The sequence below is a fragment of the Xanthomonas sp. 1678 genome, from assembly GCF_031455575.1.
Taxonomy (GTDB): Bacteria; Pseudomonadota; Gammaproteobacteria; order Xanthomonadales; family Xanthomonadaceae; genus Xanthomonas_A.
In genome coordinates this window covers 342861-361031 of record NZ_JAVDSZ010000002.1, presented here as the reverse complement: position 1 = coordinate 361031, position 18171 = coordinate 342861, and the positions used below count along the sequence as shown (strand labels likewise).

Here is an 18171-nt window from a genome sequence, read left to right as displayed (position 1 = left end):
TCAGTAAAGTACGACCGACTTGATGCCCCGGCCCTCGCGGATCGCATCGAAGGCGCGGTTGATGTCCTGCAGCGGCAGCGTCTCGCTGATCAGCTCGTCGATGCGGATCTCGCCGGCCAGGTAGCGCTCGACGTAGGCCGGCAGTTCGCTGCGACCCTTGACCCCGCCGAACGCGCTGCCGCGCCAGGCGCGGCCGGTGACCAGCTGCAGCGGCCGCGTGCTGATCTCCTGCGCGCTCGGCGCCACCCCCAGGATGATGCTCTCGCCCCAGCCCTTGTGGCAGCACTCCAGCGCCGCGCGCATCGCGCGCACGTCGCCCACGCATTCGAAACTGTGATCGGCGCCGCCGTCGGTGAGGTCGACGATCACCTGCTGCACCGGCGCGCCGAAATCCTTCGGGTCCAGGCAATCGGTGGCGCCCAGCGCGCGCGCCAGGTCAAACTTGTCGCGGTTGATGTCGACCACGATGATGCGCCCGGCGCGCGCCATCACCGCGCCCTGCACCACCGACAGACCGATGCCGCCGAGCCCGAACACCGCCACGCTGTCGCCGGGCCGCACGCGCGCGGTGTTGAGCACCGCGCCGATGCCGGTGGTGACCGTGCAGCCGAGCAGGCACACCTTGTCCAGCGGCGCGGACGGATGGATCTTGGCCACCGCGATTTCCGGCAGCACGGTGTACTCGGCGAAGGTGCTAGTGCCCATGTAGTGCAGGATCGGCCGCCCGCGATGCGAGAAGCGACTGCTGCCGTCGGGCATCAGCCCGCGGTCCTGGCTGGCGCGGATCGCCTGGCACAGGTTGGTGCGGCCGGAACGGCAGAACTTGCACACCCCGCATTCGGGCATGTACAGCGGGATCACGTGATCGCCGGGGCGCACGCTGCTCACGCCGATGCCGACTTCCTCGACCACGCCGGCGCCTTCCTGGCCCAGGATCACCGGGAACGCGGCATCGGGATCGGCGCCGGACAGGGTGCTGGCGTCGCTGTGGCACACGCCGCTGGCGACCATGCGCACCAGCACCTCGCCGGCCTTGGGCGGCTGCAGGTCCACTTCCTCGATGGCCAGCGGCTGGTTCGCCGCCCAGGCGACCGCGGCTCGCGTCTTCATTCAGCTCTCCCCGACATCCTGCTGCCGCGCCGCATGCGTCCCTCGCCTCACCGCGCGATGACCACACCCCAGGGCATCTCGCCCACTGCGATCTGCTTGATCTCCTTCATCGTCGTCGTGTCGATGACGCTCACGCTGTTGGAGCGGCCGTTGGCCACGTACAGCTTCTTGCCGTCGGCGGTGAGCGCCGGATTCCACGGCCGCTGCCCGACCGGGATCTCGGCCAGGGTGCTGCGCGCCGCCGGATCGATCACGCTGACCGTGCCGGCGCCGCCGTTGGACGCGTAGACGCGGCTGCCGTCGTGCGAGATGGTCACCCCGGCGGTGCGCTGCCCGGCCGGAATGCTGGCCACGCGCCGCCGCGCGACCAGGTCGACCACGTCGACCACGTGGGCCGACTCCTGCGCCACGTACACGGTGTTGCCGTCCGGCGCGAACGCCATGCCGCGCGGATGGCCGCTGGTGGCGATGACGCCGGTGGACTTGCCGGCCTTCAGGTCGATCACGTCGAGGTCGTCGGAGCCTTCGTTGCTGGTCAGCAACAGCGCGCCGTCGGGGCTGTACACGCAATGTTCCGGCGCCTGCCCCTGGGTGGCGATGCGCGCGCCGATCGCGAAACTGGCCGGATCGATCAGCATCACCTGGTTCTGCCCTTCCACGCACACCGCGAACTGGTCGCCGCTCGGCGACACGGCGATGCCCTCGGCGTTCTCGCCGATGTCCACGCTGCGCAGGATGCGGTCCTGCGCGGTATCCAGTTCCAGCAACCGGTGGCCCTGCGCGTCGATCACGTACAGGTGCCCTGCCGGCCCGGGCAGGATCTGCTGCAGGCGCTTGCCGAGCTGGCCCTGCGCGGACAGCGTGCGCAGCACCACGTCGGTGCCGGTGTCGATCACCGAGATGGTGCCGGCGCGCTGGTTCGGCACGTAGGCCAGCGCGGCCGCCGGCGGTGCGGGCGGCTTGGCCGCGGCGCTGTCGGCGGCGGGCGCCGGCGCGCGCTGGCAGGCCGCACCGGCCGACAGCAGCGCCAGCGCAGCGATGCCCAGCATGCGTCGTGCCGCTGACCTCATGGAGCCGCGCCCGCGGTCTTGTTGATCGAGTGGATGAAGGCCAGCAGCTTTTCGGTGTCGCCCTCTTTGAGCACCGGCGCGAACGGCGGCATCTGCCCGACCACCTTCTCATGGCCGACGCGGACCTTGCCGTGCGCGGTCATGCCGGCGGTGCCTTCGTCGATCAGCGCGCGCAGCGTGTCGTCGTCGTGGCCGTAGACCCACACGTCGTTGGTCAGCGGCGGGCACATGCCGCCGCCGCCGGTGCCGCCGTGGCAGGCGCTGCAGCCGGCCGACATGAAGATCTTCTTGCCTTCGGCGGCCAGCTCCGGCGTCACCTTCACCGGCGGGCCCTTCGGAATCGGGGTGACTGCCGCCGGCGGCGGGGTCGCGGCGGCGGCCGCCGGCGCAGCGGCCGGGGCGGTGTTGGACGCAGGTGCGGCCGCGGGGGCGGCCGACGCGGCGGCAGGCGCAGCGGCGGCGGGTGCGGAAGGCGGGGCATCCTTGCCGCAGGCGGCCAGGACCAGGCTCAACGCGAACAGGGACAGGGACAGGGACAGCAGCTTCGGCACGACGGAACGGCGGACGACGGCATTGCGCATGGGGAAAGAACCTTTGCGGGACGGACTGTGGGGACGTAAACGCCGCGGCTGCGGCGCGAGCAGGAAGAGCGTGGCGATCATTGCGTGCGTCGGTGTTCGGCCTCCGTCAGCAATTGCGCCAGCGACGCATCGCCGCGCTGCTGCGCCAGCGCCGCCGGGGTCTTGCCGTCGGCGTCGCGGGTCGCGGCATTGGCGCCGGCGGCGAGCAGGCGGCGGGTGGCGTCCTCGCGGCCGGCGGCGGCGGCCAGCATCAGCGGGGTGACGCCGGCGCGGTTGGCCCGGTCGGCCTCGGCGCCGCGCGCCAGCAGGGCGTCGAGCATCTTGGGGTCGTTGCGCGCCACCGCGAACATCACCGGGGTGAACCCGGCCGGGTTGCTGCGGCGCACGTTGGCGCCGGCGCCGAGCAAGGCCTGCACCAGTTCGACATCGGCGTAGGAGATCGCCAGGTCCAGCGCGGTCCAGCCGTCCTTGGACACCACGTCGACCTTGGCCCGGCGCGCCAGCAACTGTTCGGTGCTCTGCGCATCGTTGGACCAGGCCGCCTTCATCAACGGCGTCCACCCGTTGCCGTCGCGGGTCTCCACATTGGCGCCCGCGGCCAGCAACTCGCCGACCAGCGCCGGCGCCTGGTTGCGGATCGCCTGGTGCAGCGGCGGCTCGCCCAGCAGGTTGGGCCGGTCGGCGCTGGCGCCGTGGCGCAGCAACCACGCCACGCGCACGCCATCGCCGGCGTCCAGCGCATGCGCCAGTTCCTGATTGGGATCGGCGCCGTCGGCGATGCGCAGCTGCAGTTGCGCCAGCATCGCCGAGGAGGTCTGCGGGCTCGGTGCCGGGGCATCGGTGGCAGGCGTGGCGTAGCTGCCGTGCGAGCGCAGATCGCCGTTGACGACGCACTCGGCGCAGGCCACCAGCGGCACGTGGTACTCGCGCAGGATCGCGTCGATCTTGCCGGCGCTGCGTTGCATCGCCTCGTTCAGCGCGTCGCGCAGCGCCGCGTTCTTGCGCGACACCGCCCACGCCATCGAATACTCGAGCACTTCGTCGTCGATGACGTTCAGCGGCACTATGCCCAGGCCGCCGCGCGCGGCGTAGTAGCCAGCGACCGGGCCCCAGGATTCGGCGGCGTCGAGTTGCCCGCCGGCGACGCGTTCGGCCAGCTTGCCGGGATGCTCTTCCGGCGCCGTCGACGAATCGTAGAACAGGTACTGCACGTCGCCGGTCACGCCGTGGTCGTACAGCGCCTGCCGCGCCGGCGAACTCTGGAACACGCCGATCTTCAGTTTCTTCAGCGCCGGATCGTCCAGCGACGTCGGCTGCAGCGCCAGGCCCTTGCGGGTCACCAGCACATAGGTGGAGCGGTACAGCGGACGCGTGGGCAGGCCCATCTCGAAGTCGCTGTTCATGTCCATCAGCACGTCGCAACGCCCGGCGTTGATCGTGCTGCGCGCCAACCCACGTTGGTAGTAGGTGCGCCATTCGTATTGCAGGCGCCGGCCCATCGCCTCGGCGAGGACCTGCGCGATCTTGTTCTGGAAGCCTTCGCCTGCGCGATTGGACAACGGCATGTTGCCCGGATCGGCACAGACCCGCAGCACCGCCGCATCGGCGGCGATCGCGGTGGCGGGCGTTTCCGCCGCCGGCTTGGCGGCCGCGGTGGAGGCGGCCTCAGGAACGCGAGCCGTCGCGGACGACGGCTCGCGCGTGCAACCTGCGGCGACGAGTCCGAGGCTGCAAAGCAGCAACACGGCGCGCGCGCCCTGGTGCAGGTGCCGCGAGACGCGTGCCTTGCGGCACGCGTTCGCAGCATGGGCGCGTGGCCGCCGACTCATCGCGCGGTCTTGGCCGCGGCGGCCGGCGCTCCGCCCGCCGCCGCGGTGGCGGGAGCGGTCGGGGTGATGGTCTTGCCGGTGCCGTCGATGCGGAAGGTATGCACCATGCCGCCCAACGGGATCTTGTCGAAGCCGTTGCTGAAGGCCAGCCCGGCCGCGCCCAGCGCACCGTACGGATCGCCCGGGTCCAGGCCGCCGGCGATCGGCAGGCCGATCCAGCCGCCGATGCCGGAGAACACCGCCACGTACTGGTGGCCGTTGGCCTTGTAGGCGATCGGGTTGCCGATGATGCCGGAAGGCAACTTCATCTCCCACAGCTTCTTGCCGGTGTCCTTGTCCACCGCGCGGAACCAGCCGTCGAGCGTGCCGTAGAACACCAGCCCGCCGTCGGTGACCAGGGTGCCGCTCCACACCGGGAACTTCTCCTTGATCTCCCACTTGGACTTGCCGTTGACCACGTCAAACGCCTTGACGATGCCCAGCGCGCCGGGCTCGTTCGGCTTCATCATCACGTTGGCGAACACGTACGGCAGGCCCATCATGGTGTTGCCGCGCTCCTGCGGCTCCAGCTCCATGTGCCAGTTGTTGGTGCCGCAGAAGAACACCGCCGAATCGGCCGGATCCACCGAGCACGGCTGCTGGTCCTTGCCGCCCATCGCCGACGGGAACGCCTGCACCTTCTTGCCGCGTTCCAGCGGCGAATGCGCGGCGACCTTGATCGGACGCCCGGTCTTCATGTCGATGCTCTCGGCCCAGTTGGCCGGCACGAACTTGTGCGCGCGCAGCAGGGTGCCGTCGCGGCGGTCGAGCACGTAGGCGAAGCCGTTGCGGTCGAACTGCACCACCGAGGGGACCTGCTTGCCGTCGATGGTCAGGTCGACCAGGATCGGCTCGTTGATGCCGTCGTAGTCCCACTGGTCGAACGGCGTCTTCTGGTAGCCCCACACCGCCTCGCCGGTATCGATCTTGCGCGCGAACAGGGTCATCGACCACTTGTTGTCGTGTTCGCCGTTGTTGCACTCTTCCTGCGTGGTCTTGCCGCAGCGGTACGACGGGCTCCACAGGCCGGGATTGCCGGTGCCGTAATAGACCAGCTTCAGCTTCGGATCGTAGCTGTACCAGCCCCACGCCGCGCCTCCGCCACGCTTCCATTCCTCGTTGGGGAAGGTCTTGATGCCCAGGTCGCCGAGCTGGCCGTGCTGCGGATTGGCCTTGTTGAAGTCCGCGCCCAGGCAGATCGCCTTGTCGCTGCCGGCGGCGTCGCACGACCACACCTGCTTGCCGTCGGCCAGCGAATACGCGGCGACGCGGCCGAGCACACCGAACTCGTTGCCGCTGATACCGGCGACGACCTTGCCGTCGGCGATGATCGGCGCCATGGTGATGGTCTCGCCCTTGTCCGGGTGCGCCATCTTCTGCTTCCACACTTCCTTGCCGGTCTTGGCATCGAGCGCGATCACGTCGCCGCTGAGGCTGCCAAACACCAGCTTGCCGTCGGCATAGGACGCGCCGCGGTTGACCGTGTCGCAGCACGCCACCGCCACCGAGCGCTCGTCCTGCTGCGGGGTGTATTTCCACAGCACCTTGCCGCCGTCTTCCTGCGCCGCCAGGTCGATCGCGAACACGTTGTTCGGATACGCGCTGACCATGTACATGATGTTGCCGATCACCAGCGGCTGGCCTTCGTGGCCGCGGGTGGCGTCGGTCTTCATTTCCCACGACATCTTGAGGTTCTTGACGTTGTCGCGGTTGATCTCGGCCAGCGGGCTGTGCCGGGTCAGCGCGAAATCGCGACCGATGCCGCCCCAGTTATCGGGATTGCTGGCGTTGTTGGCGAACTCGGTGTCGGTGTCGGCCACGGCAGCGGGCGCGGCAGCGGCCGGTTGCTGTGCTGCGGGCGCGGCGGGCGCCGCAGCCTCTTCCTGCTTCTTGCAACCGGCCAGCACCAGCGCGGTGGCCAGCGCGAGCAGCGTCCAGGTGCGGGTACGACATGGATGACTGTGCATCGTTCTACTCCCCTCGTTGAAGTGCCGTGGCGCTTGCCGTCAAACGGCTGGCGCGGCGGGATGCGGAAACATCGAGAGAGACAGAGCAATCGACGTGCCATCGCTTTGCTGCACTGCGCCATCCTTGCGCCTCAAGCATCGGCTGTGGCGCCAGCGCAGGCGCACCCTTGCGCCATGGTCGCGCTGTATCGAGAACGGCACACTCTGTGCCAAGGGCTTGTATCGCCGTTGGCGCAGCCGGGAGCACAGCGCCCGCAAAGCGACAGCGACCGGCGCGACTGGAAGAAGCCAGGTCAGGCGCCGAACCGATCGGTGCCCGGGCTACCGGTGCGCATGGCGCGACGGCTACGTGCTGTCCGACGTGCCGTTCAACCAGCACAGCGGCCATGGCGGCAACAGCGAGTCCGAGTATCCAGCGCTGGAGGCGCAGTACCTGGCCGACCTCGGCCCACACTCGCAACCGCTGGCGGCGAGCCAGCATCCGTTCCGGTGGCGCACGTGCGCCGCTACACGCAACTGGTATTCAACATCAGCGCCTATGCACGGTACCGATGCGCCTCTGGCTCCATGCAGGATTTGAGCAACACTATTGCACCACGAGGATTGCTGGATCTGCAGCGTCGCAGAATCCCAGCGCAGGACGGCAACCGCCGCGTCCGCAGCCGCATGCTCTTGCTGTTGCTCTTGCTCTTGCTCTTGCTCTTGCTCTTGCTCTTGCTCTTGCTGTTGCTCTTGCTGTTGCTCTTGCTGTTGCTCTTGCTCTTGCTCTTGCTCTTGCTCTTGCTGTTGCTGTTGCTGTTGCTCTTGCTGTTGCTTTGGACTTTCGGGGTCCCTTACGCAGCGGCGAATAGGCCGGGAAAAACCCCGAAGGGGCGGCGCACATGGATGTGCGCCGTTCGCGGCAGGGGCAGGATGCCCCTTCCGCGAATCCCGGCCTATTCGCGGACCCGGAGCGCGCAGCGCGGAGGGCGCGGAGGCGGGGTGTGCTTTCTTTTGGTTACTTTTCTTTGCACAAGCAAAGAAAAGTAACTCGCCGTAAGGCGAAAAGCTTTTCTTTGCCTTTTGCTTTTGCCTCCCACTACGGCGGTGGTGGCAGTAGAACCAGAAGATTCAGAGATAGCGATTCGCCAAGCGACGCATGCGCACAGGAAACCGGATCTGCATGACAGAGGCAACAACCGCAACTGGCAAGCTTTCACTGTGTGGGAGTGACTTCAGTCCCGACGGGGCTTCACCGATAAAGCGTCGGGACTGAAGTCCCTCCCACAGAGAAGACGCCCTACGCGACAGCGTCCTGCCACCACGCCAGCAGTGCAGCGCAATCGGCGAAATGCAGATCGGCCAGCGCCGGCCACGGATTGTCCGGATGCAGCAGCACCGTCGTCGCCCCTGCGGCGCGGCCGCACTGCAGGTCGTACGCATGATCGCCGACCATCGCCAGCGTGTGCGGCGCCACACCCCAGTGCGCGGCCAACTGCTGCAGGCCGCCCGGATGCGGCTTGGGCGGCGCTTCGTCGCGGCCCAGGACGGCTACGTCCTCGAACAGGTGGTCGACCCCGATTTCCTGAAGGGTCAGGTGCGCCAGTTCCTGCGCGTTGCGGGTCAGCACCGCCAGTCGGCACCCGGCAGCGTGCAGCGCCTGCAGCAACGCCGGCGCGCCGGGTGCGGCGATCGCGGCAGTGGCCAGCGCGCGCTCGTGCTCCAGCAGCCAAGCGTGCTTGGACGCGCGCTGCGTGGCCGGCAATGCCTCCAGGTGCTGCAGGATGTCGGCTTGCGCCGGGATCTGCAGCTCGCGGCGTATCAGCGCGAAATCGTGCACGGCCAGCGTCAGCGTGCCGTCCATGTCGAACACCCAGTGCCGCACCTGGCGCAGCGCCGCGGCGTGCGCGGCGGCACCCTCGCCCATCGCGCTCAGTCCCATCCCGGCATCTGCGATCCGTCCAGGCCGCCGGTCTCGAACACCACGGTGCGGGTGCCGCCGGCCTTCACCGGGAATTCGATCTGCAGCACCGTGGTCTTGCGCGCCAGCTTCCACAGCGCCTTGTGGTCGGTGATGAACATCGCGATCGCCTCGTCGGTGTTCGGGCGCCACGCCGCGGCCGCGCGCGGCGACGCGTCGTCGGCCTTCAGCTGCACCTTGCAGCCGCCGGCGCAGCGGAAATCGCCGGCCTGCAGCACCAGGTAGGCGCTGCGCTTCCACTCCGGATGATCGCGGAACACCAGTTGCACCGGCTTGGGACCGCTGCCGTCCACGTCGACCTTGTCGCGGCTGTACAGCATCGCCGAGCGTTGCGTGCCCTTGCCGGCCGGCACCTGCGAATATTCCCAGGCGGCCTGCATGCGCCGCAGTTCGCGCGCCGCCTCGCCCTTGGCCTTGACCTCGGCATAGCCGGGTTGGATGCGCTCGGCCGCGTCCGAACCGGGATACTGCTCCAGCAGCGCCGCGCCATGGATCCGCGCCAGGTCCCAGTTGCCGGACTTCACCGCGGCGTCGTACTGCTTGGCCAGGTCGTCGGCGGCCTGTTGTTTGGCCTGCGCCTCGGCCGCGGCCTGCGCCTTGCGCTCGGCCTCGTGGTCGCCGCAACCGGCCAGGGCGACGGCGCACAGCGCGCCGAGCAGAATGCGTTTCATCGGGGGACTCCTCGTTGGATCAAGTCATCGATCGCCTGCGCGACCTCGGTCGGTTTCTCGACGATGGACATATGACCGCTGCCGTCGAGCAACACCTGCAGCGCCTGCGGCACGCGCTCGGCGTACAGCGCCAGCGCGCTTGCATCGATCACCGCATCCTGCACGCAGTTCAGCAGCAGCGCCGGCTGGCGGATCTGCGCCGCTTCGTCGAACGGCAGGAAGGCTTCGTCGCTGCGGCCGATCCGCGCCAGCACCTGCTGTTCGAAGTCGGCCTCGCTGCGCCGCCAGGCGACGATCGAGGACACCGCCCAGGACGGGATGCGCGGCTTGCTCGGCTCCAGCAGGAACACCGTGTCGATGTAGCGGCGCAGCGAGTCGGCGTCGTACACGGCGAACGGGTTGTCGCCGTCCAGCACCGCCTGGCCGAAGGCGTTGTCGGAAAAGCGCACGCCGGCGGCGTTGAGCAGGCCGACGCGGTCGAACAGCGCGGGATGGCGCGCGGCGGCGAGCGCGGCGATGCCGCCGCCCATCGAGTGCCCGACCAGCACGCAGTCGCTGCCCGCACGGCGCACGCATTGCGCGGCGAACGCGGCCACGCGCTCGGCCTGCGCGGCGAAGCCGTAGTCCTCGCCGTCGATGCGTTGGCTTTCGGCCCAGCCGGGCAGATCGGGAATGAACAGGTGATAGCGCGTGCCGAGCGCGCGCGCCAGCGGCAGCCAGTTCTCCTTGCTGCCGGTGAAGCCGTGCACCAGCAGCAGCGTCGGCGCGGCGGGATCGGCCGCGGCGCGGTGCAGATAGGTCCAGCGGTGCCCGGCGACCTGCGCCTGGTGGCGTTGCAGGCCGCTGCCGCTGCGCAGGCGCAGGCTTTCCAGGCGCACCAGCAGGAACGGCTTGCGGCGCACCGCGAACAGCGCGCACAGCAGCAACGCCAGCAGCACGGTCGCGGCGAGCGCCAGCAACAGCAGCAACACCATCATCAGCAACATGCAGGAGCCGGGAACCGTAAACGTGCCATGCGCCTACCTTCGCATGCGACCCGGCCTGCGCCAAGTCCTGCATGGGGCGGCCTGTTAGGCGGACTCCGGGCGTCTCCAACAAATGTGGGAGCGACTTCAGCCGCGACGGGCTTTACCGGTAAGCCGTCGCGACTGAAGTCGCTCCCACAAATGCTGCATCTATCGGCGCGCCGCCTCAGTGCGCGGCAGCGCCCTTGTCGGCCTTGGTCAGCATGTCTTCCACCGACACCGTGGTGATCGGGTGGTAGCCGGGCTTGGCCTGGGCGAAGACCTGCTTGGCGAAGGCCAGGCCGTCCGGGGTCTTCACCAGTTCGGCGTAGATCGGCAGGATCAGCTTGCGGCGGCCGACGCGGGCGATGAACTCGCCGGCGGCCGGACGCGCCTCGGCGTAGCCGCTGCGGATCGCCAGCGGATACCAGCGCATGGCGATCTCGCCGTTGGCGGTGCCGGTGAAATGATAGGCGGCGTCGAGTTGCTTGAGCTGCTCGGGCTTCAGCGTGGCGCCCAGGCCGCTGAGGAAGCGCGTCCACTCCTGCGTGCTCCAGGCGTCGGTGACCTGCTTGCCTGGCAGGGTGCCGCTGCCGGCCCAGGCGATGCGCGCGGTATCGACCATCGCGAAGTTGCGCGAACGCGCCTTCTGCGCGAACGCCGGGATGCCCGGCTCGTCCAGCCACGCGTGCAGTTCGGCCTCGCTGACCGCGTCGGGCTTCTTGGCCAGCAGGTTCTTCTTCAGGTACTCGACGAACTGGTCGGTGTTGGCGCTCTGGAACGCGTGGTCGTCGAACCAGCCGCGCAGGAACGGATCGAAGGTTGCGCGGCCGAAACGCTGCTCCAGGAACTGCAGGAACCAGGCGCCCTTGACGTAGGCGACCTGGCTCAGCGCATCGTCCGGATCGCGCTCGGTCAGCGCCGGCAGCGCCAGCGCCTGGTCGGCCGGGCTCATGTCCTTGACCTCGGCGAGCAGATCGGTCTGGTCGATCTCGCGCTCCATCTCCGCCGCTTCGGCGCCGTACAGCGCTTCGGTGATGCGCGCCTGCACGTAGGTGGTGAAGCCTTCGTTGAGCCAGATGTCCTTCCAGCTGGCGTTGGTCACCAGGTTGCCGGACCAACTGTGCGCCAGCTCGTGCGCGATCAGCGACACCAGCGACTTGTCGCCGACGATCACGGTCGGCGTGGCGAAGGTCAGGCGCGGATTCTCCATGCCGCCGAACGGGAACGACGGCGGCAGCACCAGCATGTCGTAGCGGCCCCAGCGGTAGGGGCCGTACAGCGTCTCGGCGGCGACGATCATCTTCTCGGTGTCCTCGAACTCCTTGACCGCCTTGTCGGCCATGGACGGTTCGGCCCAGATGCCCGAGCGCGCCGAGATCGGCTTGAACACCAGGTCGCCGGCGGCGATGGCCAGCAGGTAGGACGGGATCGGCTGCGGCATCTTGAACGTGTAGTCGCCGTCGCGCGCCGCCTTCGGATCGTTGTCGGCGCTCATCAGCACCATCACGTCCGGACGCGAGGTCACGTGCGCGCTGTAGGTGAAGCGCACGCTCGGCGTGTCCTGCAGCGGCACCCAGCTGCGCGCGTGGATCGCCTGCGACTGGCTGAACATGAAGGGCAGCTGCTTGCCCTCGGTCATCGACGGCTCCAGCCACTGCAGGCCCGAGGCGGTCGGCGCGGTGTGGTAGGCGATGGTGATCTTCTGCGGCTGGTTCGGCGCCTCGATGGTCAGCTTGCTGCCGTAGATCTTGTCGACCGGCGCCAGCGCGTACTGCAGCGGCGCCAGGTTGCCCTTGCCGTCGTCGCCCTGCACCTGCTCGATGGTCAGTTCGCGCGTATCCAGCAGCAACTGCTTGGCGCCCTTGTCCTTCCAGTCCAGCGTATAGGTGGCGGTGCCGCCGATCTGCTTGCTGTCGAAATCCAGCTTCAGGTCCAGCGCCAGGTCCTTGATCACGACCTTGCCCGGCTCGGCGTAGGAGCTTTCGTCGTGGCTGCGGTCGGCGGATTTCACGGCGGCGGGGGCGGGCTTGACGGCGGGAGCGGCGGCTTCGGTCGGCGCTTCGCGGGAACAACCGGTCGCGATGACCGCGGCCAGGGACAGCAACAGGAACGGGGAACGCATGGCGGACAGCACCGGTTCGGGGAAACCGGAAGTTTACCTTGAGTGCCGGGATTGGGGATTCGGGATTGGGGATTCGTAAAGAGCGCATTGCCCCGCTTTTACGAATCCCGAATCTCCAATCCCGAATCCCGGCCGTCAGATCTTGTAACCCGAATGGATCGCCACGATCCCGCCAGTCAGGTTCTTGTAGTGACTGCGCTCGAACCCGGCCTCGGCCATCATGCCCTTCAGCGCGTCCTGCGGCGGATGCTTGCGGATGCTCTCGGCCAGGTACTGGTAGCTGTCGGCGTCCTTGGCGAACAGCTGGCCCAGCCGCGGCAGGATCTTGAACGAATGGAAGTCGTAGATCGGCTTGAACCAGTCGGCGGTGACCGCGGAGAACTCCAGTACCCGTGCCTGCCCGCCGACCTTCAGCACCCGGTACATCTCGCGCAGCGCGGCGTCCTTGTCGGTGACGTTGCGCAGGCCAAAGGCGATGGTCACCAGGTCGAAGCTGCGGTCCGGGAACGGCAGCGCCTCGGCGTTGCACTGCACGTAGTCCAGGCCCGCGACCAGGCCGCGGTTGGTCAGCCGGTCGCGGCCCACCGACAGCATGCCGGCGTTGATGTCGCCCAGTACCACCGCGCCCTCGTCGCCGACCCGCTCCTTGAGCAGCGCGGCGATGTCGCCGGTGCCGCCGGCCAGGTCGAGCACGCGGTCGCCCGGCTTGACCTGCGCGGTGGCCACGAAATAGCGCTTCCAGGCCCGATGGATGCCCAGGCTCATCAGGTCGTTCATCAGGTCGTAGTTGCCGGCGACCGAGGTGAACACCTCGCCGACCAGCTTCTGCTTGTCCTTGGCATCGACGTCGCGGAAGCCGAAATGGGTGGTGCCGGTCTTGTAGGGAGATTCGCTCATGGCGGGATTATCGCACTGCTGGCGCCGCCGTGGCCCGCGGCGCTCTGTCGCAGCCGCCGCTGAGCCGGCCGATGGCCCGGCGCCACCGGCCCTGCCCCGCGATCTCACGACAGCGGCAGACCAGCGTCCGCGCCACGCACGGCGAGGCGCGCGCGGCCGCCGGGCGCGCTCCTCAGAACTTCAGCACCAGGCCGAAGTCCACGCCCTCGATGCCGTAGCCGCCGGCATCGCCCTGGCCGAGGTCGGCCGAGGTCTGCTCGTTGCTGTAGGCGATCGTGCAGGTGCCGCCGGCGTCGTTGTGGATGCGCGCGTAGTCGGCGTAGAGATAGGCCTTGGCCGACAGCGCGTGCTGGTAGCCCACGCCCCACTTGTCGCAGGTGTTGTCCACGTAGGACGAATCGCGCCGGCTCCATGCCGCCTTCCACAGCCCGTTGGCGCCCATCGGCGCGGTGAACCCCAGCAGATAGCCCTTGTGCTCGTGGTAGAAGCCCAGCGCGGCGACGTCGAACGGCTGCTGGATGTCGATGCGCTCGTAGAACCCGTACAGCTTGAGCGGACCGAAATCGTAGCTGGCGCCGAACAGATTGATCTTGAGCCGGGTCAGGCCGGGCACGTCCTCCCACCATTCTTCCTCGTGGTCGTAGCCGATGCTCAGCGGGCCCTTGTTGTAGGCCAGGATCACCGCATACAGCGGGCTGCGGCTGTCGCGGTCGCTGACCCCGAGCAGATTGGGCGTGTAGGCGACGGTGGCGTTGAAGCCTTGCCAGGTGGGCGTGACGTAGACCACTGCGTCCTTGGCCCGCGACACCACCACCTGCAGCGAACCGGCGCTGGCGACGGAGCGGCCCTTGAACGGATCGTACTGCTTGAGCACCGCGGCGCGCCCGCCGTCGACGGTGCCGCCGAGCAGCGTGCCCCATTTGCCGGTCGCGCCCAGCCAGGCATGGCGGGTGTAGAACGTATCGCCGCCGCTGCCGGCGTCCTCGTCGCCGGTCAGGTTGACGCCGACCTCGACCTCGCCGATCAGGCGGGTGCCGCCACCCAGCGCGTAGCCAAGCTTGAGGCCGACGTTGCTGCCGTCCGAGCCGGCCGCGCTCTGCAGGTCGTTGTCGGTGCCGGTATCGGCGACCGCGCCGTTACCGCCGCGGCGGCCGACGTAGCCGATGTCCAGCGTGCCGTACAGCGAAGCGCTGGCCGCGCCGTCGCTCCACTGCAGTCCCTGCGCCTTTTCCTGGTCCTGCGCCTGCGCGCCGGTCGCCATCCCTGCGGCCACGGCCAGCCCGCCAATCCCTTTCCACATCGTGGTGCGCATCGCGTGTCTCCTGTCGTCGGACAACAGCGTTTCTGCAGCAAGGCCTGCGCCGAGCCGGTGATGCGGGGGGTGGGGGTAGAGCGTTCATAGCCCTATTTGCGGGGTAAGTAAAGCCGGACGCGCGACGGCCGGCATGCCGATGCGGCAAGCACCGGGCCGGCGTGCGCGCAGGCGGCACCGCGCCTGGGCTGGCGGTGGTGACAGCCCGCGCCGCCATGCGCACTATGGCCCTCTCCCGCCACGGAACCCATTCGATGATCGCCACGCCCGACTACCGCGCCCTGCTCGACACCGCCATCGCCGAAGCCCGCCAAGGCCTGGCCGAAGGCGGCATCCCGATCGGCGCGGCGCTGTACCACAACGACGGCCGCCTGCTCGGCTGCGGCCACAACCGCCGCGTGCAGGAAGGCGACCCCTCCGTGCACGGCGAGACCGACGCGTTCCGCAAGGCCGGCCGCCAGCGCCGCTACAAGGACACCATCATGGTCACCACGCTGGCGCCGTGCTGGTACTGCAGCGGCCTGGTGCGCCAGTTCAACATCGGCACCGTGGTGGTCGGCGAATCGGTGACCTTCCAGGGCGGCATCGACTGGCTGCGCGACAGCGGGGTCGAGGTGATCGACCTGCACAGCCAGGAGTGCATCGACCTGCTCGGCGGCTACATCGCCGCCAACCCGGACGTGTGGAACGAGGACATCGGCGAGGACTGAGCGCGGCAGCGCCAGCTGCCGCCCCGCAGGCGCTGTGCGGCGATGCGCCGCGGCCCGACAGGCGGCGACAAGGGAAGGAATACGGCGAGGTGCGGCATGAAAAGGCACCTGGAAAGCGATGTTATATTATTTCAATATTGCCACGATCACACCGCATGTCTTCCGCCTCCCCCGCTTCCCTCGCTTCTCCCACGCCCTCCTCGCGCCTGGCCTCGATCGATCTGCTGCGCGGCACGGTGATGCTGCTGATGCTGCTCGACCATGTGCGCGAGACGTTCTACCTGCACCACCAGATCGGCGATCCGGTGGACGTGGAGCGCGCCGCGCCGGCGCTGTTCGTGGCGCGCGCGTTGGCGCACCTGTGCGCGCCGGTGTTCGTGTTCCTGACCGGGCTGTCGGCGTGGCTGTACGCGGCGCGGCAACCGCATGGCCGCGCCGCGGCGGCGACGTTCCTGCTCAAGCGCGGGCTGTTCCTGATCGTGCTGGAACTGACCCTGGTCAACTTCGCCTGGACCTTGGCCTTCCCGCCGCAGGTGCTGTACCTGCAGGTGATCTGGGCGATCGGGCTGAGCATGCTGGCGCTGGCGGCGTTGCTGTGGCTGCCGCGGCCGCTGCTGGCGCTGCTCGGCGCGGTGCTGGTGGCCGGGCACAACCTGCTCGATGGCGTGCACGTGGCCGGCGACGGCCCGTGGGCCGCGGCCTGGGCGGTGCTGCACGACCGCAGCTGGCTGCAACTGGGCGAACTGCGCCTGCGCACCTCGTATCCGCTGCTGCCATGGATCGGGGTGATCGCGCTGGGCTATGCGGCCGGCCCTTGGTACGGCGCCGCCGCCGCGCCGCCGCAACGGCAGCGGCGGCTGTTGGCCTGCGGAATCGGCGCGCTGGCGCTGTTCCATCTGCTGCGCTGGCACAACGGCTACGGCGATGCGCCGTGGCGCGAACACGCCGACCTCGCGCACACCGCGATGAGCTTCTTCAACGTGACCAAGTACCCGCCATCGCTGCTGTTCCTGCTGTTGACGCTGGGCGTGGGCCTGCTGTTGCTGCGCCTGTACGAGCACCCGCCGCTGGCCAGGGCGCTGGCGCCGCTGGCCACGATCGGCGCGGCGCCGATGTTCTTCTACCTGCTGCACCTGTACGTGCTGCGGCTGCTGTACCTGGCGGCGCTGGCGTCCTGGGGGCCGAACCACGGCACGCTGTTCGGCGTGGGCAGCGTCGCCGCGCTGTGGGTGATCGCCGCGGTGCTGGGGCTGGCGCTGTACTGGCCGGTCGCCGCGTTCGCGCGGCTGAAGGCGCGACGCCGCGACCTGGCCTGGCTGCGCTATCTGTAGCGGGGAACACGGCGCGGCGGCCAAAGATTCATCGCCGTGCAATGCCGGCATGCTCGACTGGTGTCCCTGTCCGCGCCTGGAGACCTGCGATGCCCACCCGCCTGCCGCGCCTGCTGCTGATCGGCCTGATCCTGGCCGCCACCGCCGGCTGCGCCACCGCCGCCAGCCAGCGCGACGCCTGGGTGGTGCAGCAGATCCGCGACTACAACCATCCCTATGCCACGCAGCAGGCCGAGCTGGACACCAAGATGGCGACGATGGCCGGCAGCGCCTACGCGTTCTATCGCGGCACCGACCATCTGTTCTACCAGGACATGAAGACCTTGCCGGCCTCGCTGTGGACCACGCCGCAGACCGGCTATACCTGGCTCGGCGGCGACACCCACATCGGCAACTTCGATGCCGCGCGCGACAGCAGCGGCAAGCCGGTGTTCCACGTCGCCGACTTCGACGAGGGCCATCTCGGCCAGTACGTGTGGGACCTGCGCCGGCTGGCGGCGAGCATGGTCCTGGCCGGGCGCGACAACGGCCTGTCCGACAGCGACATCGGTAGCGCGATCGACACGATGGTCGGCGCCTACCTGGACAAGATCGGCGCCTTCAAGGGCAGCGACGCCGAAAAGAGTTTCCAGCTCGGCAAGAGCAACACCAGCGGCGTGGTGGCCAAGGCCATCGACAGCGCCGACGGCAAGAGTCGCAGCAGCCTGCTGGCCAAATACACCGTGGTCGGCGGCGGCAGGCGCACGTTCCAGAACCTGGACAACCTGGTCGCGGTGGACAGCACGACGTCCGCGTCGGTCGCCAGCGCGATGAACGGCTATGTGGCCTCGATCGCGGCATCCAAGCGCTATGCCACGAGCTACTACGCGATCAAGGACGTGCGCCAGAAACTCGGCTCGGGCACCGGCAGCCTCGGCCGCCAGCGCCTGTACGTGCTGATCGAAGGCGCGAGCAGTTCGACCGGCGACGATGTGATCCTGGAATGGAAACAGGAAGCGGCCAGCGTGGTCGCCGTCGCCGCACCGTCGCAGATGCCGGCCTCCAGCTACGACGGTCACGAAGGCGAGCGCGTGGCGCGCACCGCCAAGGCGCAGACCCTGGATGCCGACGTGCTGATCGGCTACGCCAGCGTCGCCGGCGTGCCGTTCTACGTGCACGAGAAATCGCCGTTCCAGGAAGACCTGGACCCGGCCGCGCTGAGCAGCGCGGGCAAGCTGGCCACCGCCGCCACCTACCTGGGACAGGCGCTGGCCTCGGCGCACGCGCTGGCCGACCAGGACTACGATCCGGCGGTGGTGAGCTACAGCATCGACAAGCAGATCGACGCGGCGGCCAGCAGCAAGAGCGGGCTGAAGTCGGAACTGCTCCAGTTCGCGTTCGACTACGCCGCGCAGGTGCAGTTGGACTGGCAGGCGTTCTCGGCCGCGTATCAGGCGGGGACGCCGTTGTACTGAGCGCCGGATTCACCGCCATGAACCCTGTAGGAGCGGCTTCAGCCGCGACCGGGCGTTACCGGTAATGCCCGGTCGCGGCTGAAGCCGCTCCTACAGGTTTGCGGCGACCGG

General features: G+C 68.9%; 14 protein-coding genes and 1 pseudogene. 4 read left to right on the top strand and 11 right to left on the bottom strand.

Annotated elements, in window-relative coordinates:
• The 5 genes from J2Y70_RS04685 to J2Y70_RS04665 all read right to left on the bottom strand — a co-directional run bounded on the left by J2Y70_RS04685 (position 1) and on the right by J2Y70_RS04665 (position 6596).
• Positions 1-1110, bottom strand: coding sequence for an S-(hydroxymethyl)glutathione dehydrogenase/class III alcohol dehydrogenase (locus tag J2Y70_RS04685; protein ID WP_309913908.1), 1110 nt, complete (start codon positions 1108-1110; stop codon positions 1-3).
• 47 nt (positions 1111-1157) lie between these two features.
• A complete protein-coding gene (locus J2Y70_RS04680; protein ID WP_309913905.1) occupies positions 1158-2180 on the bottom strand; it encodes a beta-propeller fold lactonase family protein in 1023 nt (340 codons plus the stop codon).
• Positions 2177-2761: a c-type cytochrome gene (locus J2Y70_RS04675; RefSeq protein WP_309914712.1), complete on the bottom strand. Its 585-nt coding sequence runs from the start codon at positions 2759-2761 to the stop codon at positions 2177-2179. The genes J2Y70_RS04680 and J2Y70_RS04675 overlap by 4 nt, the downstream gene beginning before the upstream one ends.
• Before the next feature lie 77 nt (positions 2762-2838).
• Positions 2839-4590 carry a quinoprotein dehydrogenase-associated putative ABC transporter substrate-binding protein gene (locus tag J2Y70_RS04670; protein ID WP_309913902.1) on the bottom strand — a complete coding sequence of 584 codons (1752 nt, stop codon included), beginning with the start codon at positions 4588-4590 and terminating at the stop codon, positions 2839-2841.
• Positions 4587-6596 (bottom strand): methanol/ethanol family PQQ-dependent dehydrogenase, encoded by a 2010-nt coding sequence (locus tag J2Y70_RS04665; RefSeq protein WP_309913899.1) that lies wholly within the window; start codon positions 6594-6596, stop codon positions 4587-4589. The genes J2Y70_RS04670 and J2Y70_RS04665 overlap by 4 nt, the downstream gene beginning before the upstream one ends.
• Before the next feature lie 334 nt (positions 6597-6930).
• Between J2Y70_RS04665 and J2Y70_RS04660 the strand changes: the two are divergent.
• Positions 6931-7142 (top strand): annotated as a pseudogene (locus J2Y70_RS04660) (D-amino-acid oxidase); the annotation flags it as partial.
• 733 nt (positions 7143-7875) lie between these two features.
• Here J2Y70_RS04660 and J2Y70_RS04655 read toward each other — a convergent pair.
• The 6 genes from J2Y70_RS04655 to J2Y70_RS04630 all read right to left on the bottom strand — a co-directional run bounded on the left by J2Y70_RS04655 (position 7876) and on the right by J2Y70_RS04630 (position 14565).
• A complete protein-coding gene (locus J2Y70_RS04655; RefSeq protein WP_309913896.1) occupies positions 7876-8517 on the bottom strand; it encodes an HAD family hydrolase in 642 nt (213 codons plus the stop codon).
• Positions 8508-9227 (bottom strand): hypothetical protein, encoded by a 720-nt coding sequence (locus J2Y70_RS04650; protein ID WP_309913893.1) that lies wholly within the window; start codon positions 9225-9227, stop codon positions 8508-8510. Before J2Y70_RS04650 ends, J2Y70_RS04655 begins: the two co-directional genes overlap by 10 nt.
• The gene (locus tag J2Y70_RS04645) at positions 9224-10213 is read right to left on the bottom strand and encodes an alpha/beta hydrolase (RefSeq protein ID WP_309913890.1); all 990 of its coding nucleotides are present in this window, start codon (positions 10211-10213) and stop codon (positions 9224-9226) included. The genes J2Y70_RS04650 and J2Y70_RS04645 overlap by 4 nt, the downstream gene beginning before the upstream one ends.
• A 205-nt stretch (positions 10214-10418) precedes the next feature.
• Positions 10419-12356, bottom strand: a complete 1938-nt coding sequence (locus J2Y70_RS04640) for a M1 family metallopeptidase (RefSeq protein WP_309913886.1) — start codon at positions 12354-12356, stop codon at positions 10419-10421.
• Positions 12357-12491: 135 nt separating this feature from the next.
• Positions 12492-13253 (bottom strand): bifunctional demethylmenaquinone methyltransferase/2-methoxy-6-polyprenyl-1,4-benzoquinol methylase UbiE, encoded by a 762-nt coding sequence (gene ubiE / locus J2Y70_RS04635; protein WP_309913883.1) that lies wholly within the window; start codon positions 13251-13253, stop codon positions 12492-12494.
• Between the two features lie 172 nt (positions 13254-13425).
• On the bottom strand, positions 13426-14565 hold the full coding sequence (locus J2Y70_RS04630; protein WP_309913881.1) for a porin: 1140 nt from the start codon (positions 14563-14565) through the stop codon (positions 13426-13428).
• Between the two features lie 254 nt (positions 14566-14819).
• On the opposite strand from J2Y70_RS04630, the gene J2Y70_RS04625 reads away from it, so the two are divergent.
• From J2Y70_RS04625 to J2Y70_RS04615, 3 genes are all read left to right on the top strand, one after another.
• Positions 14820-15275, top strand: coding sequence for a nucleoside deaminase (locus J2Y70_RS04625; protein ID WP_263395790.1), 456 nt, complete (start codon positions 14820-14822; stop codon positions 15273-15275).
• A 155-nt stretch (positions 15276-15430) separates the two neighbouring features.
• Complete coding sequence (locus J2Y70_RS04620) at positions 15431-16606, top strand: heparan-alpha-glucosaminide N-acetyltransferase domain-containing protein (RefSeq protein ID WP_309913878.1); 1176 nt, start codon at positions 15431-15433, stop codon at positions 16604-16606.
• Positions 16607-16695: 89 nt separating this feature from the next.
• A complete protein-coding gene (locus tag J2Y70_RS04615; protein WP_309913875.1) occupies positions 16696-18060 on the top strand; it encodes a DUF2252 family protein in 1365 nt (454 codons plus the stop codon).
• The last annotated feature ends 111 nt before the right edge of the window (positions 18061-18171 follow it).